This window comes from Pseudodesulfovibrio portus (assembly GCF_026000375.1).
Classification (GTDB): domain Bacteria; phylum Desulfobacterota; class Desulfovibrionia; order Desulfovibrionales; family Desulfovibrionaceae; genus Pseudodesulfovibrio; species Pseudodesulfovibrio portus.
On sequence record NZ_AP026708.1, the window covers coordinates 1,551,980 to 1,576,750 of the forward strand.

At 62.1% G+C, this 24,771-nt stretch carries 31 protein-coding genes; 8 read left to right on the top strand and 23 right to left on the bottom strand.

What is annotated here, in order from left to right:
- Nucleotides 1-79 precede the first annotated feature (79 nt).
- The 9 genes from OO730_RS07510 to argJ all read right to left on the bottom strand — a co-directional run bounded on the left by OO730_RS07510 (nucleotide 80) and on the right by argJ (nucleotide 6,475).
- Nucleotides 80-574: a metallophosphoesterase family protein gene (locus tag OO730_RS07510; RefSeq protein ID WP_264983966.1), complete on the bottom strand. Its 495-nt coding sequence runs from the start codon at nucleotides 572-574 to the stop codon at nucleotides 80-82.
- 15 nt (nucleotides 575-589) lie between these two features.
- Nucleotides 590-1,408, bottom strand: a complete 819-nt coding sequence (locus OO730_RS07515; RefSeq protein WP_264983967.1) for an MlaA family lipoprotein — start codon at nucleotides 1,406-1,408, stop codon at nucleotides 590-592.
- Complete coding sequence (locus OO730_RS07520) at nucleotides 1,405-2,040, bottom strand: Tgt2/MlaC family protein (RefSeq protein WP_264983968.1); 636 nt, start codon at nucleotides 2,038-2,040, stop codon at nucleotides 1,405-1,407. Before OO730_RS07520 ends, OO730_RS07515 begins: the two co-directional genes overlap by 4 nt.
- Nucleotides 2,041-2,070: 30 nt before the next feature.
- Nucleotides 2,071-2,517, bottom strand: coding sequence for an outer membrane lipid asymmetry maintenance protein MlaD (gene mlaD / locus OO730_RS07525; protein WP_264983969.1), 447 nt, complete (start codon nucleotides 2,515-2,517; stop codon nucleotides 2,071-2,073).
- 3 nt (nucleotides 2,518-2,520) lie between these two features.
- Entirely contained in the window at nucleotides 2,521-3,366 is an 846-nt protein-coding gene (locus OO730_RS07530; RefSeq protein WP_264983970.1) for an ABC transporter ATP-binding protein, read from the bottom strand.
- Between the two features lie 10 nt (nucleotides 3,367-3,376).
- Complete coding sequence (locus OO730_RS07535; RefSeq protein WP_264983971.1) at nucleotides 3,377-4,162, bottom strand: MlaE family ABC transporter permease; 786 nt, start codon at nucleotides 4,160-4,162, stop codon at nucleotides 3,377-3,379.
- Between the two features lie 206 nt (nucleotides 4,163-4,368).
- Nucleotides 4,369-4,980 (bottom strand): HD domain-containing protein, encoded by a 612-nt coding sequence (locus OO730_RS07540; RefSeq protein WP_264983972.1) that lies wholly within the window; start codon nucleotides 4,978-4,980, stop codon nucleotides 4,369-4,371.
- Nucleotides 4,981-5,086: 106 nt separating this feature from the next.
- Nucleotides 5,087-5,284 (bottom strand): tautomerase family protein, encoded by a 198-nt coding sequence (locus OO730_RS07545; RefSeq protein WP_264983973.1) that lies wholly within the window; start codon nucleotides 5,282-5,284, stop codon nucleotides 5,087-5,089.
- Nucleotides 5,285-5,293: 9 nt separating this feature from the next.
- Entirely contained in the window at nucleotides 5,294-6,475 is a 1,182-nt protein-coding gene (gene argJ, locus OO730_RS07550) for a bifunctional glutamate N-acetyltransferase/amino-acid acetyltransferase ArgJ (protein WP_264983974.1), read from the bottom strand.
- 115 nt (nucleotides 6,476-6,590) lie between these two features.
- Here argJ and OO730_RS07555 point away from each other — a divergent pair, with 115 nt between their 5' ends.
- The gene (locus OO730_RS07555) at nucleotides 6,591-7,325 is read left to right on the top strand and encodes a sulfite exporter TauE/SafE family protein (protein WP_264983975.1); all 735 of its coding nucleotides are present in this window, start codon (nucleotides 6,591-6,593) and stop codon (nucleotides 7,323-7,325) included.
- A gap of 81 nt (nucleotides 7,326-7,406) precedes the next feature.
- Nucleotides 7,407-7,883, top strand: a complete 477-nt coding sequence (locus OO730_RS07560; protein WP_264983976.1) for a DUF3124 domain-containing protein — start codon at nucleotides 7,407-7,409, stop codon at nucleotides 7,881-7,883.
- A 17-nt stretch (nucleotides 7,884-7,900) separates the two neighbouring features.
- Here the strand turns inward: OO730_RS07560 and OO730_RS07565 are convergent, their stop codons facing one another.
- The 3 genes from OO730_RS07565 to OO730_RS07575 all read right to left on the bottom strand — a co-directional run bounded on the left by OO730_RS07565 (nucleotide 7,901) and on the right by OO730_RS07575 (nucleotide 10,315).
- On the bottom strand, nucleotides 7,901-8,386 hold the full coding sequence (locus tag OO730_RS07565; RefSeq protein WP_264983977.1) for a CinA family protein: 486 nt from the start codon (nucleotides 8,384-8,386) through the stop codon (nucleotides 7,901-7,903).
- Between the two features lie 70 nt (nucleotides 8,387-8,456).
- Nucleotides 8,457-9,854, bottom strand: coding sequence for an MFS transporter (locus OO730_RS07570; RefSeq protein WP_264983978.1), 1,398 nt, complete (start codon nucleotides 9,852-9,854; stop codon nucleotides 8,457-8,459).
- Nucleotides 9,851-10,315: a MarR family winged helix-turn-helix transcriptional regulator gene (locus OO730_RS07575; RefSeq protein WP_264983979.1), complete on the bottom strand. Its 465-nt coding sequence runs from the start codon at nucleotides 10,313-10,315 to the stop codon at nucleotides 9,851-9,853. Before OO730_RS07575 ends, OO730_RS07570 begins: the two co-directional genes overlap by 4 nt.
- Nucleotides 10,316-10,475: 160 nt before the next feature.
- Here OO730_RS07575 and OO730_RS07580 point away from each other — a divergent pair, with 160 nt between their 5' ends.
- Complete coding sequence (locus OO730_RS07580; protein WP_264983980.1) at nucleotides 10,476-10,898, top strand: hypothetical protein; 423 nt, start codon at nucleotides 10,476-10,478, stop codon at nucleotides 10,896-10,898.
- A 72-nt stretch (nucleotides 10,899-10,970) separates the two neighbouring features.
- Nucleotides 10,971-11,324 (top strand): DVU0772 family protein, encoded by a 354-nt coding sequence (locus tag OO730_RS07585; protein WP_264983981.1) that lies wholly within the window; start codon nucleotides 10,971-10,973, stop codon nucleotides 11,322-11,324.
- A gap of 356 nt (nucleotides 11,325-11,680) precedes the next feature.
- Here the strand turns inward: OO730_RS07585 and rnhA are convergent, their stop codons facing one another.
- From rnhA to OO730_RS07615, 6 genes are all read right to left on the bottom strand, one after another.
- Entirely contained in the window at nucleotides 11,681-12,166 is a 486-nt protein-coding gene (gene rnhA / locus OO730_RS07590) for a ribonuclease HI (RefSeq protein WP_264983982.1), read from the bottom strand.
- Nucleotides 12,159-12,671, bottom strand: a complete 513-nt coding sequence (locus tag OO730_RS07595; RefSeq protein ID WP_264983983.1) for a TPM domain-containing protein — start codon at nucleotides 12,669-12,671, stop codon at nucleotides 12,159-12,161. The genes rnhA and OO730_RS07595 overlap by 8 nt, the downstream gene beginning before the upstream one ends.
- 463 nt (nucleotides 12,672-13,134) lie before the next feature.
- Nucleotides 13,135-14,334, bottom strand: coding sequence for an ABC transporter permease (locus OO730_RS07600; RefSeq protein WP_264984141.1), 1,200 nt, complete (start codon nucleotides 14,332-14,334; stop codon nucleotides 13,135-13,137).
- A 79-nt stretch (nucleotides 14,335-14,413) separates the two neighbouring features.
- On the bottom strand, nucleotides 14,414-15,124 hold the full coding sequence (locus OO730_RS07605) for an ABC transporter ATP-binding protein (RefSeq protein WP_264983984.1): 711 nt from the start codon (nucleotides 15,122-15,124) through the stop codon (nucleotides 14,414-14,416).
- A 1-nt stretch (nucleotide 15,125) separates the two neighbouring features.
- Nucleotides 15,126-16,217, bottom strand: a complete 1,092-nt coding sequence (locus tag OO730_RS07610; RefSeq protein ID WP_264983985.1) for an efflux RND transporter periplasmic adaptor subunit — start codon at nucleotides 16,215-16,217, stop codon at nucleotides 15,126-15,128.
- Complete coding sequence (locus tag OO730_RS07615) at nucleotides 16,214-16,714, bottom strand: YkgJ family cysteine cluster protein (protein WP_264983986.1); 501 nt, start codon at nucleotides 16,712-16,714, stop codon at nucleotides 16,214-16,216. Before OO730_RS07615 ends, OO730_RS07610 begins: the two co-directional genes overlap by 4 nt.
- 110 nt (nucleotides 16,715-16,824) lie before the next feature.
- Between OO730_RS07615 and hflK the strand changes: the two genes are divergently transcribed.
- From hflK to OO730_RS07630, 3 genes are all read left to right on the top strand, one after another.
- Nucleotides 16,825-17,904 carry an FtsH protease activity modulator HflK gene (gene hflK / locus OO730_RS07620; protein WP_264983987.1) on the top strand — a complete coding sequence of 360 codons (1,080 nt, stop codon included), beginning with the start codon at nucleotides 16,825-16,827 and terminating at the stop codon, nucleotides 17,902-17,904.
- Between the two features lie 12 nt (nucleotides 17,905-17,916).
- The gene (gene hflC, locus OO730_RS07625) at nucleotides 17,917-18,768 is read left to right on the top strand and encodes a protease modulator HflC (RefSeq protein WP_264983988.1); all 852 of its coding nucleotides are present in this window, start codon (nucleotides 17,917-17,919) and stop codon (nucleotides 18,766-18,768) included.
- 277 nt (nucleotides 18,769-19,045) lie between these two features.
- Entirely contained in the window at nucleotides 19,046-19,768 is a 723-nt protein-coding gene (locus OO730_RS07630; RefSeq protein ID WP_264983989.1) for a LexA family transcriptional regulator, read from the top strand.
- Between the two features lie 82 nt (nucleotides 19,769-19,850).
- On the opposite strand, the gene OO730_RS07635 is transcribed toward OO730_RS07630, so the two are convergent.
- The 5 genes from OO730_RS07635 to OO730_RS07655 form a co-directional block, all read right to left on the bottom strand.
- Nucleotides 19,851-20,954: an AI-2E family transporter gene (locus OO730_RS07635; protein ID WP_264983990.1), complete on the bottom strand. Its 1,104-nt coding sequence runs from the start codon at nucleotides 20,952-20,954 to the stop codon at nucleotides 19,851-19,853.
- Nucleotides 20,955-21,255: 301 nt separating this feature from the next.
- A complete protein-coding gene (serB, locus tag OO730_RS07640; RefSeq protein ID WP_264983991.1) occupies nucleotides 21,256-22,464 on the bottom strand; it encodes a phosphoserine phosphatase SerB in 1,209 nt (402 codons plus the stop codon).
- A 176-nt stretch (nucleotides 22,465-22,640) separates the two neighbouring features.
- Entirely contained in the window at nucleotides 22,641-22,802 is a 162-nt protein-coding gene (locus tag OO730_RS07645; protein WP_264983992.1) for a hypothetical protein, read from the bottom strand.
- A gap of 13 nt (nucleotides 22,803-22,815) precedes the next feature.
- Nucleotides 22,816-23,274: a bactofilin family protein gene (locus OO730_RS07650; protein WP_264983993.1), complete on the bottom strand. Its 459-nt coding sequence runs from the start codon at nucleotides 23,272-23,274 to the stop codon at nucleotides 22,816-22,818.
- Between the two features lie 130 nt (nucleotides 23,275-23,404).
- Nucleotides 23,405-23,830 carry a GNAT family acetyltransferase gene (locus tag OO730_RS07655; RefSeq protein WP_264983994.1) on the bottom strand — a complete coding sequence of 142 codons (426 nt, stop codon included), beginning with the start codon at nucleotides 23,828-23,830 and terminating at the stop codon, nucleotides 23,405-23,407.
- 84 nt (nucleotides 23,831-23,914) lie between these two features.
- Between OO730_RS07655 and OO730_RS07660 the strand changes: the two genes are divergently transcribed.
- On the top strand, nucleotides 23,915-24,586 hold the full coding sequence (locus tag OO730_RS07660) for a D-lyxose/D-mannose family sugar isomerase (protein ID WP_264983995.1): 672 nt from the start codon (nucleotides 23,915-23,917) through the stop codon (nucleotides 24,584-24,586).
- Nucleotides 24,587-24,771: the final 185 nt, after the last annotated feature.

The window sequence follows — 24,771 nt, forward strand, 5'->3', positions numbered from 1 at the left end:
GAAGACCGTGTTCCGGGCCTAGCCGAACGGTCTTTCCGCCCAGACCCCTGCAACAATCGAAAATGGAACTCGAAACCGACTATGGGAATGGAAGCTGGGCCGCGTCGATAAATTCGCAACGCATGTCGCCACCGTCGCCGATGGTTATCACCGCCAGGGAACCCGATTCGCCGAGGGAACCGGGATTGCAGAGCCGAACGCCCTCGACCACTGACCAGTCGCGGGCATGGGTGTGGCCGTAGCAGACCAGATCGAACTCCGGCCCGAACGCCTGGGCCACCTTGACCGGCACCTGTGAGCGCGGACCCCAGCCATGGGTGACGCCGAGCATGAGGCCGCCGACCCTGGCCGTGACCATGGGCTCAAGCTGATCCACCAGCTGCGGGTCCCAGTCGCAGTTGCCGCGCACGCAGATGAAGTTGTCATGCTGCATGAAAAAGGACCACGCCGCAAAGGACGTGATGTCGCCGCAATGGACGAGCACATCCGCCGGGGCGAGCCACGTCGAATAGACCCGGTCAAGCCAGGAAGGCGGAGTCCCCATGTGGGTATCCGAAATGACGGCGATTTTCATTGCGGGGAAAGACCGCTACTCGGTGACCTTCTTGGCCCGGTAGCGGATATATGCGTCGCGAACGGCCGCGTACTTGTCCACAGCACCCTCGGTCAAGGTCTCGTACTCGTTGCCATCGAGCTCCAGGGAGAGCGCGTTGACGTTCTTGTAGGACTTGACGGCGATCATCTCCACGAGGGTCAGGTCGGCGTAGGTCAGGGGATCACAGAAGTAGTCGCCCACGAAACCGACGGTCTCGCGGATGGAACTGGGTCCCAGCAGGGGCCAGACCAGGTAAATGCCGTGACCGAACCCGGCCTTGCCCAGCGTCTGACCGAAGCCGTCGGCGGTGGGCCGTTCCGGTTCCCAGTTATGGGGCATGTCGGCGGTGACGTCGCCCAGCCCGCCGAAGCCGAAAGCGGTGTTGGCAATGAACTTGGACACTTCCATGTAGGCGGCGTCGAACTTGCCGGTCAGCACGTTGTTGACGAAGCGGACAGGGAAAAGCAGGTTGGTGAAGAAGTTGTTGACCCAGGTGCGGGGCTGTTCCGGAATGATCCAGGCATACCCGGAAGCCAGGGGCTTGAACAGGCCGTGGTACAGGCCGTCGTTGAAGAAGAACCAGGTCTTGTTCCAGTAGTACAGGGGATCGGCAATGGTCTCGATCTCGCCGTACTCGTCGTCGAAATTGTCAAAATCCGCCTCGCCGCCAATCTGGCCGGAAGAGAACTGGGCGACCTGCACGGGCTCCGCCTGGGCGTTGGCCGCAAAACAGGAACCCGCCGCTCCCAAAAGGAGAAAGACGGTCACCGCCACTGCTGCCAAACCACCGGACTTCTTATGTCTGATTCTCACGACGCCTGCTCTTCTTCCTGCTGTTGTCGGTCGATAATTTCTATCCGCTCACGTATAAGCTGCAACAAATCCTCGGGAGTGCCCTTGCTCAGCACCTCCGAAAACTGACTGCGATAATTCATCACCAGGCTGACGCCCTCGGCGACGATATCATAGATCATCCACTTATCCTGGATGATCCTCAAACGGAATTCAACTACAATTTTCTTGTCTTTGTCAATGATTTCCGTGAGAACTTTCGCTTTATCGTCCTGAACAGCCTCTTTCTTGTACAGGACTTCCTGTCCTTCGTAGGCGGGAATGCGCTTCAGGTAGGACCGTTCGAGCAGCTTGATGAAGGCCTCTGTCAGGTCGGTCCGCATCTGCGGAGTCATGGACAGCCAGGGTCTGCCCACTGCGTATTTGGTGACCAGGCCGAAATCGATGTACTGCTCGGCCACGGCCCGGAGCCGGGCGATGGCATCCTCGTGGTTCTCCGGACTCAGGATGTCCGGATCGGAAAGCATGGCGATCAGCTTCTCCGTCCCTTCCTGAACCCTCTCCATGGGAGATTGATCCGCCAGGACCGGCGATGCAGCGCTGGAAAAAATGCAGACCAGCAACAGGGATAACAGTACTCTTCTCACCAACATATCGGCCCCTCAACCAACGTATAGCCTTTATTACACTTCGCCGAAGGCGAACTTGCTTATCAAATCTTCCAGGTCAATGGCAGGCTGGGTGTCGAACAAAGTGTCGCCCGGCTTGACCGGCTCTCCCAGGCCGCCCGGAATGATCTTCACATACTTGTCTCCGATCAATCCATTAGTTTTTACGGCCGCGATGGCGTCGTCGGTAAGCTTCACCTTCTTGAGGAGCATCATGGACACTTCCGCCACGCCCCGCTCCTGATTCAGGTCGACCTCGCTGACAAAACCTATTTCCACGCCGAACATCTGGACAGGAGCGTTCGCCTTGAGGCCGGATATATCAGAAAAGTTGGCTTTGACAAGATAATATTTATCCGAAAACAACTGGACGTTTCCCAGCTTGACGCTCATGTAGACCACAGCCAGCAGCCCCATGATGACAAAAATCCCCACAGCGGTCTCTTTCTTCATCTTCAGCATCGCTTATCCTTTTCGGATCGTTGTTGTATCGCCGAGCATCGCCTTGCAGTCGATCTTGAACATGGACGGGTCCAGCGGCGGGAGGGTCAGCCTGGGGGCGTCCCTCTCCTCGGCCTTCCTGTCCAGGAAACGACGCAGGTACGGGTCTTCGGTCTTCTCCAACTCTTCGATGGTCCCCTGGTAGAGACACTTGCTCTCGCCCAGGATGACCACGTGGTCCGCCAGCCCGCGCATGCTCGCCAGGTCGTGGGTAACCACCACCATGGTCATATCGAAATGCCCCATCATCTCCAGGAGGAGCTGGTCCAGTTCGGCGGACAGGATCGGGTCCAGCCCGGATGTGGGCTCGTCGCAGAAAAGCACCTGCGGGTCCATGACCAGCGCCCGGGCCAACCCGGCGCGCTTGCGCATGCCGCCCGACAGTTCGTTGGGGTACAGTTCCAGGGCATGGCCCAGCCCCACCAACTCCAGCCGGTCCTGCACGATCTCCATGACCTGCGCCTCTTTCAGGCGGGTGTGCTCCCGCAACGGCAGGGCCACGTTGTCCTTGAGCCTGAGCGACCCGAGCAGCGCGCCGTCCTGGAAGAGCACGCCGGTGCGCTGCCGGATGCAGCGGGCATGGCGCTTGGGCATGGAGCTGATGTCGTGGCCGCCGATGAAAATCCTGCCTCCGATGGGGGCGTGCAGCTGGAGGATGTGCTTGATCAGGGTGGACTTGCCGCAACCCGAACCGCCCACGACCATGGACAGCTTGCCGCTGGGAAACTCGATGTTCAGGCCTCTGACCACGGGCGTCCCGCCGTATCCCACGGACAGGTTTTCCAGTCGTATGCTCGGCGCGGTGCTCATGAACTCTCCCCTACCACAAGAGCGACGTCAGGATGTAGTCCGCCGCCAGGATGACCACGCAGGACTTGACCACCGCGTTGGTGGTGGACTGGCTCACGCCCTCCGGGCCCGCGTGGCCGGAACGGGTGTGGGTGTAATACCCTTCGAAACAGCAGATGGTGCAGACCAGGAGGCCGAAGAAGATGGACTTGATGAAGCCGCCCTCGATATCGGCCCAATCCAGGGAGCTCTGCACCCGCGACCAGTACACGCCCGCGTTGGCCCCGAGGAGCTTGACGCCGGTCAGCCAGCCGCCCCACATGGCGATCAGGTCGAAAAAGGCGGTCAGGATGGGGAAGCTGATCAGGCTGGCGGCCAACTTGGGGGAAACCAGGTAACGGACGGGGTTGATGTCCATTATGGACAGGGCGTCGATCTGCTCGGAGATGCGCATGACCCCGATCTCGGCGGTCATGGCCGAACCCGCCCGGCCCGTAAGCATGATGGCCGTCAGCACGGGCCCCAGCTCGCGGACCATCGACAGCGCCACGCCGGTTCCCAGAAATCCGTCGGCACCGAATATGGACAGGGCGAAATAGAGCTGCATGCCCATGACCATGCCCGTGAACAGGCCGATCAGGGCTATGACCGTCACCGACTGGACGCCGATGAAATAGACCTGTCGGATAATCTTGGGAAACTGCCCCCACCCGGCGAACACCAGGCGCGCAGCGTTGAGCAAAAAGAGTGCTTGGGCACCCAGTTCGTCTACGATTTCCCTGCACAGGCTGCAGGGAATGAGAACAGATGCCATCATCCCGCGTGTTTTATCCGCCATCCGTGGCTCCGCGCCCGTCGGGCGCAGTTGTGGTGAGTCCAATGAACGGTTCACATGTCCCGTGAACCGGAATCTGCAAATCTGTAATGTCTACCCCTATCGAAGATACGCGAAAACGGCAAGACCATTACCCTTTTACCGGTTAAAAACGTGACTTTTTCCTGCCGGATGCAGTCAGGTTCCCCTTATTTTTTGCCCTTTCCGTTCTTGCGAGTCCACCAATCCGGGTCCGGCCCCAGAAACCACCAATCCTTGTGATCGGTATTCTCTATAGCGTCGGCCAATTCACGGCCCCACTCCGTGCGCACCCGCTGCACCGCCGATTCCAGCCACTGGCCCGCATACTTGTTGCCCAGGTCGAACTCCTCCTTGAGGTTCAGGATGAAGTCCAGCTGGTCCGCGTCCTGTGCCAGCCGGGCCTCCAGGGTGGCGGTCTCCTCGAGTTCCGCCCAGTAGCCGAGGACGTCCTCCTCCAGGCCGGTGCCGCCGGTGGCGTGCTCAAGCGCCCGGGTGCGCTCGGACTTGTTGTAGATGCGGTTCACGTAGTTGAAATCCGAGGTCCGCGCCTCGTGCAGGTCGTGAAACAGGCACATGTAGGTGGTCCGGGCCACGTCCGCCCCGGCCATCAGGGCCAGCACGTGCCCGATGACCGCCGTGCGGAAGGAGTGCTCGGCCACGTTCTCGCTGCCCGTGCCCAGGAACTGGTACCCGGTCCTCGGCGTCTTGCGCAGCATGCCGCACTCATTGAAAAAATCCACAATACGGGTCAGCCTGTCCCGCCCCTTCATGTCAGCCATGGATGAATGCCTCCCCCGGACCCCCATCCCCTCCTTTTCCTAAACTTTTTGTCGCCGCTTTGCGGAGGCTGTGCCAGCTTGGAGAGGGGGTCTACTTATTGGTGAATTATTTGTCGGGGAAACGCTCGGTGCAGAGTTCTCCGGCAGCGCCCCAGTTTTCCTTGGGTATCTCGTCTATGAGGACCGTCACCGCCTCGGGGGCGCAGTCCAGGATGCGCACGGCCTCGCGAGTCAGGGTTTCCACGAAGTCGCGCTTCTTCTCCTTGCTGATGCCGGCCCAGGTCTGGACCTTGAGTATGGGCATGGCTCCCCCCTATGAGCGGTAATCCGCGTTGATGGATATGTATTCCCGGGTCAGGTCGCTGGCCAGGAGCATGGTGGAACCCGGCCCGTCGCCGACGTCCAGGTGGATGACGATGTCCCGCTCCTTCATGATCGGCCCCAGCAGGCCGTCCATGTCGCCCGGTTCCGGGGTGCCGTTCCTGAAGACCAGGACCCCGCCGATCTTGAGGACCAGGTCCTCGGCCTTGAAATCCGCACCCGAGTAGCCCGCCGCGCAGATGATCCGGCCCCAGTTGGGGTCCGAGCCGAAGAGCGCGGTCTTGACCAGGGGCGAATTGCCCACGGCCCGGGCCACCAGCTCGGCGTCCGCGTCGGTCCTGGCCCCGGACACCTGGATGAAGGCCACCTTGGTGCCGCCCTCGGCGTCCATGACGATCATGTAGGCCAGCTCCTCGAGCACGGACAGCAGGTGCTTGCGCAGCAGCACGTAGTCCTCCTCGGTCTCGATGGCCACGCCGGACGCGCCGTTGGCCAGGGCCATGACGCAGTCGTTGGTGGACATGTCGCCGTCCACGGTGACGCGGTTGATGGTCAGGTTCACGCAGTCGGCCAGCATGGTCTGCCACGCCTCGGCGGAGATGTCCGCGTCGCAGACGATGAAGGAGAGCATGGTGGCCATGTTCGGGGAGATCATGCCCGCGCCCTTGCACATGCCGAGCAGCCGCACCTCGCCGCCCTTGAGGGCGAAGGAGGCATCGGCCAGCTTGTGCACGGTGTCCGTGGTCATGATCGCCCTGGCCGTGTCCTCGGGACCGGCCTTGCCGAGGGACTCGCCCAGGCCGGGCATGGCCGCTTCCCATTTGGCCATGTCGAACTGCGCGCCGATGACGCCCGTGGACGCCGGGAGCAGTTCGTCGGCCGGGACGCCCAGCGTCTTGGCGGCCAGGTTCAGGGTCTCCCGGCAGTTGGCGCGGCCCTGGTCGCCGGTGCAGGCGTTGGCCTGTCCCGAGTTGACCAGAAAACCGGACATCTTCCTGCCGTCGGCCAGCATCTCCCGGCACTGGAGCACGGGCGCGGCCTGAAACTTGTTGGTGGTGAACACTCCGGCGGCCACGGCCGGGGTCTTGCTCACGATGGCCCCCAGGTCCAGCTTGCCGGGCTTCTTGAACGACGCGGCGACCGCGCCGAAGGCGTATCCTTTGGGTATATTCATGGTCCTTCTCCGAACAGGTTATTTCAATCGGGCTCTCTGCATACCCCAGAGTCGGCGCGGTGAAAAGGGGGAATCGGGTTGCCTCGCAAAGCCGCAAGGCGTAATGGACACCCGAATGGAACCGCTCATCATCGCATTCGTTCTCGCCACGTTCCTGTTCTCGGCGTTCCTCAAGGGCACCGCAGGCCTCGGTTTCGCCACCACCTGCCTCGGCGTCATGGCCGGCTACCTCGACCTCAGGGTGGCCATTCCCCTGGTCATCATCCCGTCGCTCATGTCCAACGCCCTGGTCATGATCGAGGCGGGCGACTTCTTCCGCGTCCTCAAGATGTTCAGGGTCATGCTCGCGGCCACCATCCCCGGCCTGCTGCTCGGGCTGTGGATCCTGAGCGACGCCCACTCGGACATCCCCCGGGGGGTGCTCGGCATCGCCATGGTCATGTACGGGCTGTGGGGGCTGTGGGGGAAAACCGTCAGCATCGGGCACAACCCGCTCATCGCCACGGGCACCGGCTTCGTCACCGGCGTGGTCAACGGGTTGACCGGCTCCCAGATCATGCCGGTCCTGCCCTATCTCATGTCCCTGCCCATCACCAAGGACGAGCTCGTCCAGGCCATCAACACCTCGTTCACCTTCTCGAGCATCATCATGCTCGCGGGCATGGGCAAGTTCGGCCTGCTGTCCGTGGACGTGGTGATCCTGTCCGTCGCGGGGATCATTCCGGTGGGGGTGGGCATCTGGCTCGGGGGCAAAGTCCGGCGCAGGCTGCCCGAAGCCGTCTTCCGGCGCGTGGTGCTCGTCCTGCTCTGCCTGCTCGGCCTGAGCCTGACAGGCCGGGCCTTCTTCTAGACGATCCGTTCCCTATTTCTTGCAATCCGCCTGCCGCACGGGCATAGTTTGAAGAGAAAATCCGAAAACAAGGAGCCCCTCATGCGCATACCGTGCCTTCGCCATATCATCGCGGCGCTGTTCGTCCTTACCATCGCCTGTCCGGCCGGAGCCGACGAGACCATGTGGACCGCCAAGGGCCAGAGGCTCTACGTGCCCGCGTACTCTCACGTCTACCAGGGAGCAAAGGGACGGCCCTACCAACTGGCCATCATGCTCTCCATCCGGAACGTGGACGAGGCCAATCCCATCACGATCACGACGATCAAGTACTACGACGACCACGGTGCGCTGGTGAAGGACCACCTGACCGAGCCCATGGTCATCGCGCCCATGGCCACCCGCGAGGTCTACATCCGGGAACGCGACTCGTCGGGCGGGTCCGGGGCCAACTTCATCGTCAGCTGGGAGAGCCCCAAAGAGGTCCATGTCCCGGTCGTCCAGACGGTCATGATCGGCACCGCCTCCACCCAGGGCATCTCGTTCGTCTGCGACGGGGTGATCCTGGAAGAGAAATAGCCGGACGCCGATCCGCCCTACCGCACCACGCCGAGCAGTCCGTTGATGGCCGCCATCACGGACTGCGCCTTGACCTCCGAACGCGAGCCCGAAAAGTTGTAGCGCCGCGCCCTGGTCTTGCCGGGCCATGCCCAGGCCATCCAGACCGTGCCCACAGGTTTTTCCGGGGTGCCGCCGGTCGGACCGGCGATGCCGGAGATGGCAACGGAAACATGCGCGCCCGTGGCCTTGAGCACCCCCTCGGCCATGGCCAGGACAACGGGCTCGGACACCGCGCCGTGCTCGTCCAGCACCTCGGGCGGCACGCCCAGCAGCCGGGCCTTGACCTCGTTGGAATAGGCGACCACGGACCCGGCGAACCACTCGGAGCTGCCGGGGGTGTCGGTCAGGGTGGAGGCCAGCAGCCCGCCGGTGCAGGACTCGGCGGTTGCCAGCAGATTTTCTTCCACGCGCAGGCACTCGCCCAGTTCGGCTACGGCCCGCGAAATAAGATGCATATCCATATGGTCCTCCAAAGGCATATCTACATGAACCCGGCGCGCTTTGTACACCCGCCGGGCGTCCTTAAACAGGCTAGGGCTCGACGCTTTTCCGGGCCGCCCGCCGCTTGCGTCGCGACGCCGCCAGGGAAAGGAGCATGCCCAGTGCGCCGACCACGCAGCCGCCGCCGAGGACGACCTTCACAACCCGGTTGAACAGGTCGAATACGTCCGTGTCCAGGACCCGGTCGCCGATGATGACAGATATGACCATGGAGATGGCCACCATGGAAAACGTCATGCCGATGATGCGCATCTGCCCGGTTATGGCCGTGGCCACCCCGTAGGACTTGGGCGGCACGGAGCCCATGATCGTCTTCATGTTCGGCGAGACGAACAGGGCGATGCCCACGCCCATCACGGCCAGCATGACGATGACCGAGGCCATGGAGGTGGCTGCGTCAAAGGTCGACGCCCAGCCGAGACCGGCCATGGACAGCAGCATGCCTGCGGTCACCAGGGGTTCGGGCGGGTAACGGTCGGCCAGCCGCCCGCACAGGGGGGAGAGCACGGACTGGACCAGGGGCTGGACCACCAGGATGGTCCCGGCGTGAAGCGGGGTCATGCCGTGGCCCAGCTGCAGGAACAGGCTCATCAGGAAGGTCAGTCCGAAGGTGGCCGAGTAGTTCAGGAACTGCAGCAAATTGCCGAAGCTGAAGTCCACGTTGCCCTTGAACAGGCCGAGGTCGAGCAGCGGATTCTCGCGCCGGGACTCGATGCGCAGGAACACGGCCAGGGCGGCCAGGGAGCCGCCCAGAAGCGGGAACCCGTAGTCCGTGTCCATGTTCGCCCCGCCGGACAGGAGCAGCCCGATACAGACCATGGACGCCAGGGCCCCGGCGTAGTCGAAGGGCACCTCCAGACGGCGAAAGTCCCATTTCAGGGCCCTGAACGCCTGAACCAGGGCCGCCAGGCACGGGACCACACAGAGGAAGAACAGCCAGCGCCAGCCCAGGATGTCGGCCAGGTACCCGCCCATGAAGGGCCCGGTGGACAACCCCAGGTAGATGCAGGCCAGGGAAATGCCCAGGACCCGACCCCGCTCTTCGGACGGGTAGACGTCCATGAGGATGGCCAGGCCCGTGGATACCTGCATGGCCCCGCCCAGCGCCTGGAGCGCCCGGATGGCGATCATGGCATGGATGGTCGGCGAAAACCCGAGGGCGACGGTGGACAGGCAGAAGATGATCAGGCCGAGGGTAAAGATCCAGTTGCGCCCCATGAGGTCCGAGGCCCGCCCGAAGGCGAGCAGGAACATGGCGTTGACGCCCAGGAATACGGACTCGACCATGGACAGGGCCACGCCGCTGGCCTGGAAGTCCCGGCCTATGGCGGGCAGTACGATGCCCACCGAGGAAATCATGAACGGCGCGGCGAACTGGGTCGCGGCCACCGCAAAAAGCACGCCTCTTCGGCGGGATGGAGTATTCATCGGCTCCCCCCCTCGACGGCGACGCGCAGGTTGTCCACCAGCCGGTCCAGCATATCGAGGAACTGGTCCTGCTCGGACCGGGTCAGCCCGGAGAACAGGGCCTCGTTATGCCGGGTCAGCATTTCCATGAGCTTCGGCTGCAGGGCCCGCGCCTTGTCGGTGGAGAACACCCGCTTCTTGCGCCGGTCTTCCCTGTCCTCTTCACGCCGGACCAGGCCCTGGTCTTCCAGGGCCTGCAGGGCCCTGGCCGTGGCCGCCCGGTCGATGCACAGCCGGTTCGTCAACTCCTCCTGAACGATGCCCTCGAATTGCAGCACGCTCAAGAGAAAGCCGATTTTCCCGCGGCCAATGCCCATTTCCGCCAGCGGACCGGCCATGTAGGCCATGCTCAGGCGGCTCAGCATGGCCAGCCTTCTTCCGGGCGACCGCTGATGAAATGTTTCCAATTGTTCTTTCTTCATATGTATAAAACCTCTGATTTATATCGTTGACTTGTCAATAATTGACCACTCAACTAATCTCCTCGTGTCCATCTGTCAATGCGTTTCAGAAAAGATATTTCGCATTGTTCCCCGCGAACAATTTGTTGCATCCGGGACGCACTCGTCTGTACCATGCCTCATGATCGTCACCCCGTCCGAACTTGTCGCGCTGGCACTCGCCCGCCACCGGGAGCCGTGGAACTGGACCTTCCATTTCGCCGCCCTCACCCTGCTCTGCCCCACCCTCCTGTTCCACAGCTACCTGTTCCTGGCCGCCGCGCTGATCCTTTTCGGTGCCGGTTTCTTCCGCCTGGACCTCGACGATCCGCCGGATAACCGGTGGTTCCGTTTCGTGCACCGCGGGCTGGAATGGGAGAAGAACTGGATCGCCGCCCCCTGGAACCGGCACAAGACGGGCCGCTTCGCCTTTGCGCTCGCTACCGCCGCCATCACCATCTGGGCCCTCTGGACGCGCGAACCGGCAGCACTTGCCCTGATCGTCGGCTTCACGGTCCTGGCCTTCGTGGTGGCCGAAAACAAAAAAAAGGGAATCGATCCGTAATTTCAGACTGGACAAAGTTGCAAACAGTAGCTATTATCATTTACAACACGACCCTGAATGGGAGGATAGCATATGAGCAACGATTTCCAAGCCTGCAAGCAATGGATCAACGAGGTGAACTGGGACATGATCCACGAGGACGCCGTCACCCTGTACCTGGAGTGGGGCAACAACAACTATCGTGACGACATGCGTTCGCCCGTGACCCGCAGCGGCGAGTATTCGGTCTATTTCGCCATCGACACCTGGGACGCGCCCAAGGCGGTTCTCATGAAGATGGACAACTACGGTTCCCAGGTCCTGTGTTCCAAGGAGGTTCCCGAGAACCTGGCCAAGGAACTCAAGGACGACATCAAGAACATCAAGGGAATCCTGGAGCTGACGCCGCCCATCAAGGAGTGGCTTCGCCAAGAAGTGAACGCATAACGTCGGCTGGCGATAGCGGCACATCTGCACATTTTTCGGGCACCCGGCGGTCCTCACCGTAGCGCTGCTACGCCTCCGGCCGCCGGGCACCCGAGAAAATGCACAGCTGCACCACTCTCCCCAGCCTCGAGGCAGGGAGTTTAAGGGATGTTTTCTTTAGGTAAAATTTCAGGACACGGCAGGGGTTGAAGAGATGGTTCCTTTTTGGGGAACTTGGCGGATTGACCCGCTGCCGGGTAACGACACCCGGATCGCTCGCCAAGGGTTTGAGGGCGAGCGGCTGAACTGATAGCGTAAAAAACCGGCCCATCGCGTTTGCGGTGGGCCGGTTCTTTTTTGGGATCGGGAAGGAATGGTTATTCCATGCCCTCGTCTTCAAGGAGGTCGCGACCCGAGGCGGCGTTGCGGGCCAGGTCGTCCACGCGCTCGTTGAGCAGATGGCCGGAGTGGCCCTTGACCCAGTGGAAATTCACGTCGTGGGTCTCCACGAGCGGCATGAGCCTGCGCCACAGGTCCTGATTCTTGACCGGCTTCTTGGCCGCAGTCCTCCAGCCGTTCTTCTGCCAGTTCCTGAGCCAGCCCTTGGTGATGGCCTGCTGCACGTACTTGGAGTCGGTCCAGAGGTCCACGGAACAGGGCCGCTTCAGCGCGCCCAGGGCCACGATGACGGCCAAAAGTTCCATTCGGTTGTTGGTGGTCCGGCGGTATCCTTGGGAAAATTCCTTGTAATTGTCGTTGTTCCCGCCCTTGTATTCGCCATGGATGAGGACCGCGCCGTATCCGCCGGGACCGGGATTGCCCAGGCAGGAACCGTCCGTGTACATGGTCACCTTGTCAGCCATTATCTCTCTCTTTGCCCAACGATTCGAGCTTGTTGTAAATTTCCACCAGCACCTCCTGGATAGCCGTGGGCCAGTCGCCCTGCTTGAAGGACGGCAGGAGGAAGGTGCTTTTGAGGGACTCGATGAACTCGGGCCCCAGGGCCTGGCGCATCATGGGCGGGAACCGCATCTCAACCACGTCGATGGACGGGGCCAGGCCGATGTACAGGGTCTTGGCGTCCAGTTCCGGGACTACGAAATCCCCGCCGTAAATCTGGATCTTGCAGTCCAGCCCGTAGTCGTCGCGCAGGGAGCGGGTGAAGGAGACGATGAACTTCTGCTGTTCCTTGTCCAGGGTCCCGGTCTCGTCGTAGACCGCCCCGTCCAGATTCAGCCGGTCGATGACCCGCTTGTTGTTCTCGGTGAACGCCCAGATCACGGCCGCAAAGACCAGGATCAGCAGAATGGAGCGGATCACCTTCTCTTTAGGGGTTTCACCGTGCACTCGGGGGATGTTGATGCGCATGAAAGACTACCTACCGCGTGGCGGGTTTTCGTGCAAGCCCGGCAAGGCCCCGGGCAGCCCTCCGGGGGGCGGGCTCCGCCCAGCACCCGCCAGGGAGCGAGGCCCCCTGGACCCCCTTGTCGCCTTCGGCGAGAGGTGCGCGGAAGCGGGAGAACGCGGCTTGGGGCTGCACGGAATGTCCCGAAGGATTCGCGCGGACCAGCTTCGGCGCGCGGAAAGCTGGCCCGCGCGAATCCTTCGGGACGGTGCCCACGCCACAACCGCCGCTCTTCGTTGTCGGAAGCTCCATGTGGTGGCGTTTGGAACAGCGTGTCAAAAAAATGCACGTGTTCTCCAACCACACCCGCGCGGATGCGCATGGAAAAAATTTAGGAAAAGGAGGGGATGGGGGTCTGGGGGAAGGGGAGGAAAAACCCTTTATAAAGGGTTTTTCCTCCCCTTCCCCCGGCCGCCGGAGGCATCCCTACCCCTCGCCGCGCAGGGCCTGGATGGGGTCGAGGTCGGCGGCCTGTTTGGCCGGTTTGAGGCCGAAGACGAGGCCCACGGCCTGTGACCCGGCCAGGGCCATGAAGAACGCCTTCCAGGAGAATTGGATGGTCAGGATATCCAGGCGCGACAGGAACTGGCCCAGGCCGAGGCCGAGGAACAGGCCGAACACGCCGCCCAGGGCGGTCAGGGCACACGCCTCCACCAGGAACTGGCCGAGGATGGCCGAACTGCGCGCGCCCATGGCCTTCTTGAGCCCGATCTCCTCGGCCCGCTCGGACACGGACAGGGAGAAGAGGTTGGCCAGGACGAACCCGCCCACGAGCACGGCGATGCCTGCGGTCACGCCCAGGAAGATGGTCAGCCCGCCCTTGAACATGGACAGAAACTTGAGCACCTCGTCGGCGGTGATGATCGAGAAGTCGTCGTCCTCCCCCGGCCCTATGTGGTGCAGGTGGCGCAACAGCAAACGCAGGTTCTCCACATGGGCGGACATGTAGTCCGGCTCGAGGAACTTGATGCGCAGGGCGCGGAAGTATTTGCGGTCCATGTTGAAACGCTGGACCAGGGTGGACAGGGGAACGATGATCCGGCTGTCGATGTCGCCTCCCCCGCCGCCGGACACACCGCGCAGGGTGAGCCGCCCTACCACCTGGAAGGGGATGCCCGCGATATAGATGACCCGGCCCACGGGCGACTCCTGGCCGAAAATCTCCTTGGACACCTTGTCGCCCAGGATGGCGATCCGGGCGCCCAGCCGCTGGTCCTCGGCGGAGATGTCGCGGCCCTCGGCCAGGGGCCAGTTCCAGGCCAGGGCGTAGTCCTCGGTGGCCCCGATGATGCGCACGTCCTGGAAGTTTTCGTTGCCCGACTTGACGGTCTGGCCGAACTTGGCCCGCATGGGGATGACCTGGGACACGCCGGGCAGGGAATCCCTGATCCGCTTGGCGTCCTCGTTGCTCAGGGTGAGGGTGCGCATGCCCACGGCCCGCTTCTGGATGTTGCCGCCGAAGACCAGGGCCGCGTCCGGCCCGAACATGTCCACGATCTCCACGGCCATGCGGTTGGCCCCGTCCACGGCGGTCACGATGAGCGTCAGCGAGGCAATGCCGAAAGCCACTCCCAACACCACGAAAAAAGACCTGAGCTTGAAGGCCCAGACGGCCTCCAACCCCATACTCACTATTCTCGCAGTCTGCCGTATCACATTCAACCCCTGTGCTTGATGGCCAACCTGTGCCTGAGGCGATTCCCGCCTATCCGGCCGTAATGTCCTCGACGATGCGTCCGTCGTGCAGCCGGATGACGCGGTCGGCCTCCCGGGCCACCTCCTCGTCGTGGGTCACGAGCACGATGGTGGTGCCGGCCTCGTGCACCGTGTGAAAGAGCTTGATCAGTTCGCGGGAGGTGGTGGAGTCGAGCTGGCCGGTGGGCTCGTCGGCCAGGATGACCTTGGGCTCGTTGAGCAGGGCGCGGGCCATGGCCACCCGCTGCTGCTGGCCGCCGGACAGCCGGGACGGCTTGAAGTTCATGCGGTCGGACAGCCCCACCTGCTCCATGAGGGACTCGGCCCGGGCCACCAGCTCGGAGCGCGGCCTGCCGGAATACAGGCCGGGCAGGATGACGTTTTCCAGCGCCGTGGCGTAGGGGATGAGATAAAAGGACTGGAACACGAACCCCAGCGCCAGGTTGCGCAGGTCGGACTGATGGTCGTCGTCCAGGGTGGACACGTCCTGCCCGAGCAGGTGGTAGGTGCCGGACGTGGCCCTGTCGAGCAGGCCTATGATATGCAGCAGCGTGGACTTGCCGGACCCGGACGTGCCCTGCAGGGCCACGAACGAACCGGTGGGCACGTCGAGGGTGATGGATTTGAGCACCCGGATGCCGGAATCCTCGTCCGCGCCGTCCCCGGCCTGTCGGGTAAAGGTCCGGGTGACGTCGTTCAGGGCGATGGCCGCCTGGGTCATGCTACTTCCCCTTCTTGGAGACCTTGTCCCCGGGCAGCACCAGTTGGGTGGCGACCACGTCGCCCTCGGACAGCCCTTCCAGGACCTCGGAGGTCTCCAGGCCGACCAGGCCGAGCTTGGGCGAGACCTCGCGCGGCTCGGCCTCGGGGTTGTCGCCCATCACGAAACAGACCTGCCGGTCCCGGACCCACTTGAGGGCGGTGTTGGGCACGATCACCACGTCGTTTCGGGTCTCCACGATGATCTTGCACTGGGTGGTCATCTCCGGGCGCAGGAACGCGGCCTGCTCCCTGGTGACCGTGACCAGGGTCTGGTAGTAGACGATGTTGTCCCGGACCTCAGGCTCGGGATAGATGCGGTTGACCACGCCCTCGAAGACCTTGTCGCGATAGGAGTCCACGGTATAGCGCACGGACAGCCCTTCCCTGACGCGGCCCACGTCGGTCTCGTCCACGTATATCCACATCTCGAGCTTGTCCGGGTCGAGCACGGTGATCAGATTGGACACGGACAGGCCTGAAACGATGGTCTCGCCCTCCTGCGCCGCCACCTGTGAGACAACGCCGTCGATGGGCGAATAGATGCGCGTGTAGGAAAGCTGGACCTCCAGGGTGCGCAGCTTGGCCCGACTTGATGCCACGGTGTGCCGGGCCACCGCCGCGTCCTGCACGGCCGTGTCCAGGGAATCCTGAGCCGCGAGTTTCTTCTGCACCAGGGTCCGCTGCCGGGGAAGATTCTTTTCCATGTAGGCGAGCTTGGCCTGGGCCAGTTGCAGATTGGCCCGGGCCTCGGCGATGCGGGCCTCGAGCTCGCGGGCGTCGATTTTGGCCACCAGATCGCCCTTCTTGACCCTGTCGCCCACCTTGACCGGGACCGATTCGAGCACGCCCGTGGCCTGGGCGCCGATCTTGACCTGCGCGCCCACCTGGGCCTGGACGATGCCCGTGGCCTCCAACACGCGGGAAACGCTGCCCCGCTCGACCTTGGCCGTCTGGAGGACCTTGATCTTCCCGGCCTTCTGCCCGGCGGTGAAAAACCAGATGCCTCCACCGGTGACAAGCACTGCCACGAGAATGAATATGAGTTTCTTCATGATTCCGTATCTTTTTTTGAGGGTTCCTTGTCCCCGCCCTTGCGCAGCTGCTCCTCGAGCACCTTTGAAAAATCGTCCCTCCCGGTCAGCAGCCGCCTGATGGCCTGGCGAAACGTCTCGGCCCTGAACGAATAGCCGCAGTCGGGCCGCAGCCATCCTCCCTGGTAATATAGCGACTTGGAAGGGTAATTTCTACACAAAGAAGGACGCTCTTCATATGATGTGCAAAACTTGTCCTCGCCCAGGCTCCTGCAGGTGAAGGTCAGAAACCCGTCCGGGTTGCGCCCCACGCACTCGAACCGGGAATAGCCGGGCAGTTCCCTGACCATGGCCTCGCAATCCCTTTTCCTGCGCAACCACTTGCCCTTGTAGAGAATCAGGATGTCCGCGCAGCATGAACCGCACATCCTGCACTGGCCGACCACCCGCACCGGACTGCCGAGAACCTTGGCCCGGAATCGACGGAACAGGCCGGTGAAAAGCTGCAGACTGGTCATGCCGGAGCTCCCGGCTTTGTCGGTCCCCGATGGGCACGTCGATCATTATACCACTTTTTCATCCAACTATCCTTGACCTGCCCTCGCAATGTGCCTACTTGTGTCTCATTATGAATTGGGACTGGGAAAAATTACAAAAGCAGCAACAGGGGCGCCCCGGCGGCAAGCCGCCGAGCTTTGACGACTTCCAGGAGCAGTTGGAGAAATTCAAGAATTTCAAACTGCCTGGCTGGAAGTTCATCGTACCGATCATCATCCTCCTCTGGATAGCCAGCGGATTCTACATCGTGGAACCCGACGAAGTCGGTGTGGTGAAACAATTCGGGCAATTCAACCGTGTTACCACGGCGGGTCCGAATTACCACATTCCCTTCCCCGTGGAAAGCGTACTGACCCCCAAGGTGACGCAGATCAGGCGCGTGGAATTCGGTTTCCGGTCCTCGGGCCTGGCGCGCAACCTGAGCTTCCAGCAGGGCGTCAGCCGCGAGGTCAAGGAAGAATCCCTGATGCTCACGGGCGACGAAAACATCGTCTCCGTCCAGTTCATCGTCCAGTACATGATCAAGGACGCCAAGAACTACCTGTTCAACGTCAACGATCCCGAAATGACCCTGGCCCACGCCGGCGAGGCCGCCATGCGCGAAGTCATCGGCTACGGCAAGATCGATGACGCCCTGACAACCGGCAAGCAGGAAATCCAGGTCTCGACCCGGACACTGATGCAGGAAATCCTGGACATGTACGACACCGGCCTGTCCGTGGTGGCCGTGCAGATGCAGAACGTGCATCCGCCGGACGAGGTCATCGACGCCTTCAAGGACGTGGCCAGCGCACGCGAGGACAAGTCCCGCTTCATCAACGAGGCCGAGGCGTACCAGCGCGACATCCTGCCCAAGGCGCGCGGCGAGGCTTCCCACATCACCAACAACGCCCTGGCATACAAGGAAGCGAAAATCCGCAAGGCCGAGGGTGACGCGGCCCGGTTCCTGTCCGTGCTGGCCGAGTACAACAAGGCCAAGGACATCACCCGCCAGCGTTTGTACCTGGAGACCATGGAAGCCATCCTGGCCAACCCGGAAATCGAAAAGGTCATCATGTCCGACGACGCCCTCAGGAAATCAGTCCCGTACCTGCCCCTGGAAAAGCTTCCCGCGGCCAAACAGCAACCGGCTCCCCAGCCCACGCAGTAAGGCGGGTTCACCATGAAAAAAACAACCATTTTATTACTCATAGCCCTTGTCGTGGGCGGGTTCGTGCTGTCGTCCGCCGCCTTCACCGTCGACGAGACCCAAACCGCCATCGTCATCCAGCTCGGTCGCCCGGTAGGCGATGAAGCGCTCGGCCCCGGCCTGCACTTCAAGCTGCCCCTGGTCCAGAACGTGGTCTTCTTCGATGCGCGCATCCTGGACTTCGACGCCAAGCCCGAAGAGATCACCACCACGGACAAGAAATACATGAACGTGGATTCCTACACCAAATGGAAGATAGTGAACCCGTTGACCTTCTACACCAAGGTCCGCACCATCCAGGGCGCGCGCGCCCGGCTGGACGACATCGTCCGCTCGCAGCTGCGCGTGGCGCTGGGCCGGTACACGCTGATCGAGGTCGTGTCCCACAAACGCCAGGAGATCATGGCCGCCGTCACCAAGCGGAGCAAGGAACTGCTCGAGCCCTACGGCATCGACGTCCTGGACGTCCGCATCAAGCGCACCGACCTGCCTGCGGAAAACGCGCGCTCCATCTTCGGTCGCATGAAGGCAGAACGCGAGCGCCAGGCCAAGCAGTACCGCTCCGAGGGTCGCGAGGCATCGGCCAGGATCAAGGCCGCCGCCGACAAGGAACGGACCATCATCCTGGCCGACGCGGACAAGCAGGCCGAAATCCTGCGCGGCGAGGGCGACGCCCTGGCCACCAAGACCTACGCCGACGCATTGGGTCAATCCCCCGACTTCTATGCCTTCACCCGAAGCCTGGAAGCCTATCGCAAGGGGTTCGACAAGAACTCGAAGTTCATCATCACACCCAAGAGCCCGTTCCTGAAATACATGCAGTAGCGGCCTTGACGCATGAACATCTGAAAGGATGCGCCGATGAAAATCAGCGCATCCTTTTCCTTTGAAATATGTTATAGGAAAGGGTAGACTGTCGCCCGTTGGGAATTTTTCCTTACTCAATCAGGATTTTTTCCCGCATGATAAAAAAGCAATGGCGGAACCTGCACTCAGGTCATGGGGGATACCCCCGTTAAAAAACGAATTGCATATGGGCCAAGGGCGACGATTCGTCCGGCCATATGGTTTACTTCAAAGTTTTTTGCAGAAGGAGCAATAGATGCCCAAGAAGAAACAGAGATGTGATGAAGCGCAGCTCAAATGGTTTGAGGAAGCGCTTGAGCGGATCAAAAAGGCTACCGGCGCGCGGACCCAGGTTCAACTCGCCGAAGTCCTTGACGTTCGTCAATCCAGCATCTCGGACGCCAAACGCCGTTGTTCCATACCGGCGGACTGGTTCCTCAAGCTTTACCGCAGCCACGGCTTGGACCCGGACTGGCTGGCCGAAGGCGTCGAGCCCGTCTACATCAACGCAGACAAGGGCAAGATCCCGGCGGACACCCTGCTCCGCGAAACCCCGGCTCCCTACGGGCGCATGAACTCCCGGGGCCGCGTGGTTCCCGTGTCCACCATGGCCGGCGCGGACAAGGAAGCCGCCGAATGGGAACCCAGGGCCATCGAGGAACTGTCCGTTCCCGAGTCCTTCTGCCGCCCCAAGCTGACCGTGGTCAAGATCGATTCCGCCTCCATGGAGCCGGTCATCACGCGCGGCGCCTTTGTCGGCATCGACCGCGACCAGAAGGAGCACCCGGACGGCGACCTGTGCGCGGTCCACTTCCCGCACCAGGGATTGACCATCCGCCGCGTCTTCCATCAGGGGGACTCGTTCCTGCTCAAGGCGGACAACGATCAATACACCGACCTGACCATCCCGGCCGCCGAGATGGATGCCCGCACCGTGGGCCGGGTCATCTGGGTGCTGCAGAGTTTCGCCACCCTCTAGATTCGAATACCGAAGGGATATGACAAGGCCGGGGCGTATCGCGATACGCCCCGGCCTTGTTTTTTGAAAATACGCGCCCCGGTCAGGCGGGTTCACGCGTGGCCAGAAGCCGTCGATACCAGGACAGGCACAGGCAGGTCATGGGCAGAGCGATGAGCAGGCCGAGGAAGCCGAGCATCTTGCCCCAGACCGACAGGGAAAGCAGGATGAGCCAGGGGGACAAGCCCAGGCTCTCCCCTTGGATTCTCGGCACCAGGATCACGTCCTGGATGACCTGGACCACGGCCATGACCGCCACGACCAGACCGATGCCGATCCAGACCGACTCCCCGGCCTCCAGGGAATCCAGCGCGGCCAGGAGGACAGCCGGGACAGCGCCCAGCACCCCAAGGTAGGGGGCGATGTTCAGGATGCCGATGAGCAGGCCGAGCACGATGCCCAACGGCAGGCCTATGATCGCGAAACCCACGGCCATGAGCACGCCCACGATGAGACAGACCACGACCTGCCCCCGGAAATACAGCCCCATGGTCTTCTCGAACTCTGCCAGGAACCCGGTCACGCTCTCCCGGTACTTTCCCGGCAGGTAGTTCTGCCAGTTGTTCCTGATCCTGCCGAAGTCGGCCAGCAGAAAGATCATGTACAGCAGGATGACGAACAGCCCGGCCACCCCGGCCACCACGTTCCAGGCTCCCACGGCCACGCCCTTGAGCCCCGGCAGGGCGGCTGTCAGGGCGGACTTGACCGCACCCATGGCCCCATCAGAGGTAAAGATATCCCGCACCTCCGGGGCCTGCACGGCCTCGCGGACCCACGCCCAGATGTCCGGGGGCAGATGGCCCGCCACCTTGTCTCCGAAATCCGAGTCCGAAGCCAGCCTTGAGAGCACGTCGCCCATGTGCGCGAACTCGCTTGCCATAAGCGGCACCACGATCAGGAACACCCCGCCCGCCGCAACCACCACCCCGAGCAGGGTCAGGGTAACGGCCACGCCACGGCTCTTCACGTACTTCTGGATAAAACTGGCAACCGGGTTGAGCAGGTAGGCCAGGAGCAACGCGGCCACGAACGGCACCAGCACGCTGGACAGGTAGCCCAGCAGCCAGACCATGCCGATGATGAAGCCCACCGCCAGGACCATGCGGACCACTGAATCGAGCGTATAGGGCTTGTCGGACTGGAACATGCGGCCTCCCAAGATGGAATGTTTTCCCGTGTTTAACAGGCTGGGGGAGTTTGTTCAATCATGGAGAGGAGGAGCGCGGCACGGGTACCGGGTGTGCGGGGCGGTACGCAGAGACCCGCTGTCGGACGCCTGCTGCATCCAATTCGCTCACTGTGAATTGGCCGGAACATGCGCCGAAGGCGATATAAAAAATTTAGGAGGGAGAGAGGGGATAGGGGTCTGGGGGAAGGGGAGAGAGGGAAGCCCTTTGCAAAGGGTTCCCTCTCTCCCCTTCCCCCAGCCGCCGGAGGCTGCCTTGCCCCTACAGCACTTCGCGGTCGCGGAAGCCGAGGAGGTAGAGGATGGTGTCCAGGCCGAGGGTGGAGATGGCCTGGCGGGCGCCCTTCTTGACCTTGGGCTTGGCGTGGAAGGCGATGCCGAGGCCGGCGAGATTGAGCATGGGCAGGTCGTTGGCCCCGTCGCCCACGGCGATGACCTGCTGCAGGGAGATGTTTTCCTTCTCGGCGATGGACTGGAGCAACTCGGCCTTTTTCTCGGCGTCCACGATGTCGCCGAGCGCCTTGCCGGTGAGCTTGCCGTCCACGATCTCCAGTTCGTTGGCGTAGACGTAGTCGATGCCGAACTTCTGCTTGAGGATGTCGCCGAAATAGGTGAACCCGCCGGACAGGATGGCGATCTTGTAGCCCACGTTCTTGAGGTTGGCGATGAGCTTTTCCGCGCCCTCGGACATGGGCAGCCGGTCCGCGACCTTCTTGAGAACGTTCTCGTCCAACCCTTCGAGCAGGGACAACCGCTTGCGCAGGGACTGCTTGAAGTCCAGCTCGCCGCGCATGGCGGACTCGGTGATGGCCGCCACCTGGTCGCCCACGCCCGCCTCCTTGGCCAACTCGTCAATGACCTCGGCCTGGATGAGCGTGGAGTCCATGTCAAAGGCCACGAGGCGACGATTGCGGCGAAAGATGTTGTCCTCCTGAAAGGCGATGTCCACCATCAACTCGGAGGAGATGTCCAGGAACTCGGACCGGATGGCAGCGATGTCCTTGGGCGTGCCGCGCACGGTGAATTCCACGCAGCCGCGTGAGCATTCATAGTCGTTGCAATCGAGCGGCACGCGCCCGGACAACCTGTGAATGGTGTCGATATTCAGTCCGTTGGCGGTGATGATGCGGGTGATGGCCGCCACCTGGCTGCTTGTCACGGACCGGGCCAGCAGCGTGATGATGTAGCGCGGCTTGTGCGCCTCGCCCACCCAGGAGGAATATTCCTCCTCGGCCAGGGGATGCAGCTTCATGTTCACGCCCAGCTCGTGTGCCTTGAACAGCAGGTCCTTGAGCACAGGCTGTGAATTGGCGGGCAACCGGATGAGGATGCCGAGGGTCAGGAAGTTGTGGATGACCACCTGGCCGATGTCCAAAACATCCACGTCGAACCCGGCCAGAACGGCCGACAGCTCCGCAGTCAGCCCGGGCCGGTCGCCGCCCGTCACGTGAACCAGAATTATCTTTTCCATGAAACGTGTCTCCCGTGTGATCTCCGGCGGACTTTCTCACATATCGCGGCGACAGTAAATGGCGGCGCCCCTCCCAAGGGCGACGGGCCGGAAATTGGGCGCAAAAAAAGATCAATCCCTGCGGCGGGTGTCCGCGCGCGGGGGGTCGATCTTTTCAGGATGCTTGGGAAAGCCGGTTATTTCTTGGCTTTCTTGGCGGGCTTGGCTTCGCGGATGGAGGCCAGGCCTTCGGTCAGGGAGCGGACGTGGCGCTGCCGGATGAGTTCGACCTCGCGCTCCTTCTCCGCTTTGAAGGCGACGTATTCCCCGCCCCTGTCTTCGATGACCAGCTCAAACATGACTTACCTCTCTTTACTTGCCTGTATCGGAACCGGTCTTGGCGACCGGAGTTGTCCCATTGGCTGCAGGCTTGCCGCCGAAATCGGCTGCCACGATCTTGGGCTTGGCGGCCGGAACGGCCGCGCCCGTCATGGTGATGGTCCCCTCCACGATGGCGCCCTTCTCCACCACCAGTGAGGGAGAATTGAGGCTGCCGTTGAGAGTGGACGTCTTTTCGAAAACCGCCTGCTCCTTGACGTATACGTCGCCCCGTATCTCCCCGCAGGAAGTGAGGCGGCCCACCCGGACCGTGCCGCAGATGCAGGCCTTGCGGCCCAGGATCAGGTCTCCGTCGGTGGAAATTTCACCATCGAAACGGCCGTCGATGCGGACCGTGCCGACGAAATCGAGTTTGCCCCTGTATTCGGTGCCCACGCCCAGAAAGGCGTTGAGTTCGGTATTGTCTTTGGTCTTCTTTGAGAACATGCCCATGAAAGCACCTCGTAAGTTTGTCGGGGCTTCATCGCCCCCCGAAAAGCCGGAGCAGGATTTTCCTATACCCGCCCCCGAAAGCAAAGGCCACTTTTTTTTCTCAGCATATTGCCTTCGCCGGGGGAATGCATCAGGCCAGTTTTTTGCCCATGCTGATCCGCGCCTCCACACCGTAGCCGTTGGCCTCGTAAAAGCGGCAAGCCCCGGCGTTGCTGTCGAGGATCTGGAGATTGACCTTGATGCAGCCCTGCCCCGCCAGCGCCTGTTCCGCGGCAGCGAGAAGCATGGAGCCGATACCCCGGGAGCGGCTGTCCGTGCGCACGGCCAGGGAATAGATCCACCCCCGATGGCCGTCATACCCGGCCATGACCGTGCCGACGACCGCACCGCCTTCCACGGCCACGAACAGCAGATCGTCAACGGCGATCTTGCGGTCGATGACCACTTCCGGGGCGTTGTAGTCGGCGGGATAGCCGAAGACGTTCTCCCAAAGATCCGTCACCTGATTCCGGTGGACGGCATCGTCGTACAAAATGATCGTGATTTCGTTTTCCATGGCAGGCAGCATGCACCGGACCCAGCGGCCATGTCCAGTCGATCCGCGCTTGACGGCGCCCCACCCCTCTCATAGATTCGGGCCATGAAACGATCCGAAATCAACGCGCTCATCAGCGATGCCAAGGCCTTTTTCGAGTCCTTCCAGTTCAGGCTCCCGCCCTGGGCCTTCTGGGGCCCGGATGACTGGAAGGGCAAGGGGAACTCCGAAGTGGTGGCAAACCAGCTCGGCTGGGACCTGACAGACTACGGCGCGGGCGACTTCGAGAAACGCGGCCTGATCCTGTTCACCATCCGCAACGGCAACCTGGCCGCAGGCCATCCGAAGACGTATGCGGAAAAGATCATGATCGTGCGCGAAAACCAGATCTGTCCCATGCATTTCCACTGGGCCAAGACCGAAGACATCATCAACCGCGGCGGCGGCAACCTGGTGGTCGAATTGTACGGCTCCACGCCGGGAGAAGAGCTGGGCACGGACCCGCTCACCGTGTCCGTGGACGGCTTTGAGCGCACGGTCGCCCCCGGCGGCACCGTGGTGCTCACGCCCGGCGAATCCATCTTCCTCGAGCAGGGCATGTACCACCGCTTCTACGGCGAACCCGGCAAGGGCAAGGTCCTGGTGGGCGAGGTGTCGTCCGTCAACGACGACAACACCGACAACCGGTTCCACGAACCCCAGGCCCGGTTCCCGAAAATCGAAGAGGACGAACCGCCCCTGCACCTCTTGTGCACGGACTATCCGAATTACGTGTGACAATGTCTCCGGCGGCTCAAGAACCCTTTGGAAAGGGTTCTTGAGAATCTCCCAAACTTTTTTATGCCGCCTGACGGCGAAAGCTGCGCGGAAGCGGAATTACGCGATTTGAATGAGAGCAGATAGGCGTGCAGAATTGAAAATCCCATAAATAAAACTACCCGCGATTCGGGCAAGATAAAACG

Excerpts from the sequence above, each read along its gene's own strand:
- OO730_RS07635 (WP_264983990.1), bottom strand. The coding sequence starts at position 20,954 with ATGTTCCAGTCCGACAAGCCCTATACGCTCGATTCAGTGGTCCGCATG.
- mlaD (WP_264983969.1), bottom strand. The coding sequence starts at position 2,517 with ATGCTGAAGATGAAGAAAGAGACCGCTGTGGGGATTTTTGTCATCATG.
- OO730_RS07660 (WP_264983995.1), top strand. The coding sequence starts at position 23,915 with ATGAAACGATCCGAAATCAACGCGCTCATCAGCGATGCCAAGGCCTTT.
- OO730_RS07585 (WP_264983981.1), top strand. The coding sequence starts at position 10,971 with ATGAGCAACGATTTCCAAGCCTGCAAGCAATGGATCAACGAGGTGAAC.
- OO730_RS07610 (WP_264983985.1), bottom strand. The coding sequence starts at position 16,217 with ATGAAGAAACTCATATTCATTCTCGTGGCAGTGCTTGTCACCGGTGGA.
- OO730_RS07600 (WP_264984141.1), bottom strand. The coding sequence starts at position 14,334 with ATGGGGTTGGAGGCCGTCTGGGCCTTCAAGCTCAGGTCTTTTTTCGTG.
- OO730_RS07615 (WP_264983986.1), bottom strand. The coding sequence starts at position 16,714 with ATGACCAGTCTGCAGCTTTTCACCGGCCTGTTCCGTCGATTCCGGGCC.
- OO730_RS07545 (WP_264983973.1), bottom strand. The coding sequence starts at position 5,284 with ATGCCCATACTCAAGGTCCAGACCTGGGCCGGCATCAGCAAGGAGAAG.
- OO730_RS07570 (WP_264983978.1), bottom strand. The coding sequence starts at position 9,854 with ATGAATACTCCATCCCGCCGAAGAGGCGTGCTTTTTGCGGTGGCCGCG.
- serB (WP_264983991.1), bottom strand. The coding sequence starts at position 22,464 with ATGGAAAAGATAATTCTGGTTCACGTGACGGGCGGCGACCGGCCCGGG.
- rnhA (WP_264983982.1), bottom strand. The coding sequence starts at position 12,166 with ATGGCTGACAAGGTGACCATGTACACGGACGGTTCCTGCCTGGGCAAT.
- OO730_RS07595 (WP_264983983.1), bottom strand. The coding sequence starts at position 12,671 with ATGCGCATCAACATCCCCCGAGTGCACGGTGAAACCCCTAAAGAGAAG.
- OO730_RS07565 (WP_264983977.1), bottom strand. The coding sequence starts at position 8,386 with ATGGATATGCATCTTATTTCGCGGGCCGTAGCCGAACTGGGCGAGTGC.
- OO730_RS07555 (WP_264983975.1), top strand. The coding sequence starts at position 6,591 with ATGGAACCGCTCATCATCGCATTCGTTCTCGCCACGTTCCTGTTCTCG.
- OO730_RS07530 (WP_264983970.1), bottom strand. The coding sequence starts at position 3,366 with ATGAGCACCGCGCCGAGCATACGACTGGAAAACCTGTCCGTGGGATAC.
- hflK (WP_264983987.1), top strand. The coding sequence starts at position 16,825 with ATGAATTGGGACTGGGAAAAATTACAAAAGCAGCAACAGGGGCGCCCC.
- OO730_RS07535 (WP_264983971.1), bottom strand. The coding sequence starts at position 4,162 with ATGATGGCATCTGTTCTCATTCCCTGCAGCCTGTGCAGGGAAATCGTA.
- OO730_RS07650 (WP_264983993.1), bottom strand. The coding sequence starts at position 23,274 with ATGGGCATGTTCTCAAAGAAGACCAAAGACAATACCGAACTCAACGCC.
- OO730_RS07510 (WP_264983966.1), bottom strand. The coding sequence starts at position 574 with ATGAAAATCGCCGTCATTTCGGATACCCACATGGGGACTCCGCCTTCC.
- OO730_RS07655 (WP_264983994.1), bottom strand. The coding sequence starts at position 23,830 with ATGGAAAACGAAATCACGATCATTTTGTACGACGATGCCGTCCACCGG.
- hflC (WP_264983988.1), top strand. The coding sequence starts at position 17,917 with ATGAAAAAAACAACCATTTTATTACTCATAGCCCTTGTCGTGGGCGGG.
- argJ (WP_264983974.1), bottom strand. The coding sequence starts at position 6,475 with ATGAATATACCCAAAGGATACGCCTTCGGCGCGGTCGCCGCGTCGTTC.
- OO730_RS07560 (WP_264983976.1), top strand. The coding sequence starts at position 7,407 with ATGCGCATACCGTGCCTTCGCCATATCATCGCGGCGCTGTTCGTCCTT.
- OO730_RS07605 (WP_264983984.1), bottom strand. The coding sequence starts at position 15,124 with ATGACCCAGGCGGCCATCGCCCTGAACGACGTCACCCGGACCTTTACC.
- OO730_RS07575 (WP_264983979.1), bottom strand. The coding sequence starts at position 10,315 with ATGAAGAAAGAACAATTGGAAACATTTCATCAGCGGTCGCCCGGAAGA.
- OO730_RS07580 (WP_264983980.1), top strand. The coding sequence starts at position 10,476 with ATGATCGTCACCCCGTCCGAACTTGTCGCGCTGGCACTCGCCCGCCAC.
- OO730_RS07520 (WP_264983968.1), bottom strand. The coding sequence starts at position 2,040 with ATGTTGGTGAGAAGAGTACTGTTATCCCTGTTGCTGGTCTGCATTTTT.
- OO730_RS07645 (WP_264983992.1), bottom strand. The coding sequence starts at position 22,802 with ATGTTTGAGCTGGTCATCGAAGACAGGGGCGGGGAATACGTCGCCTTC.
- OO730_RS07540 (WP_264983972.1), bottom strand. The coding sequence starts at position 4,980 with ATGGCTGACATGAAGGGGCGGGACAGGCTGACCCGTATTGTGGATTTT.
- OO730_RS07630 (WP_264983989.1), top strand. The coding sequence starts at position 19,046 with ATGCCCAAGAAGAAACAGAGATGTGATGAAGCGCAGCTCAAATGGTTT.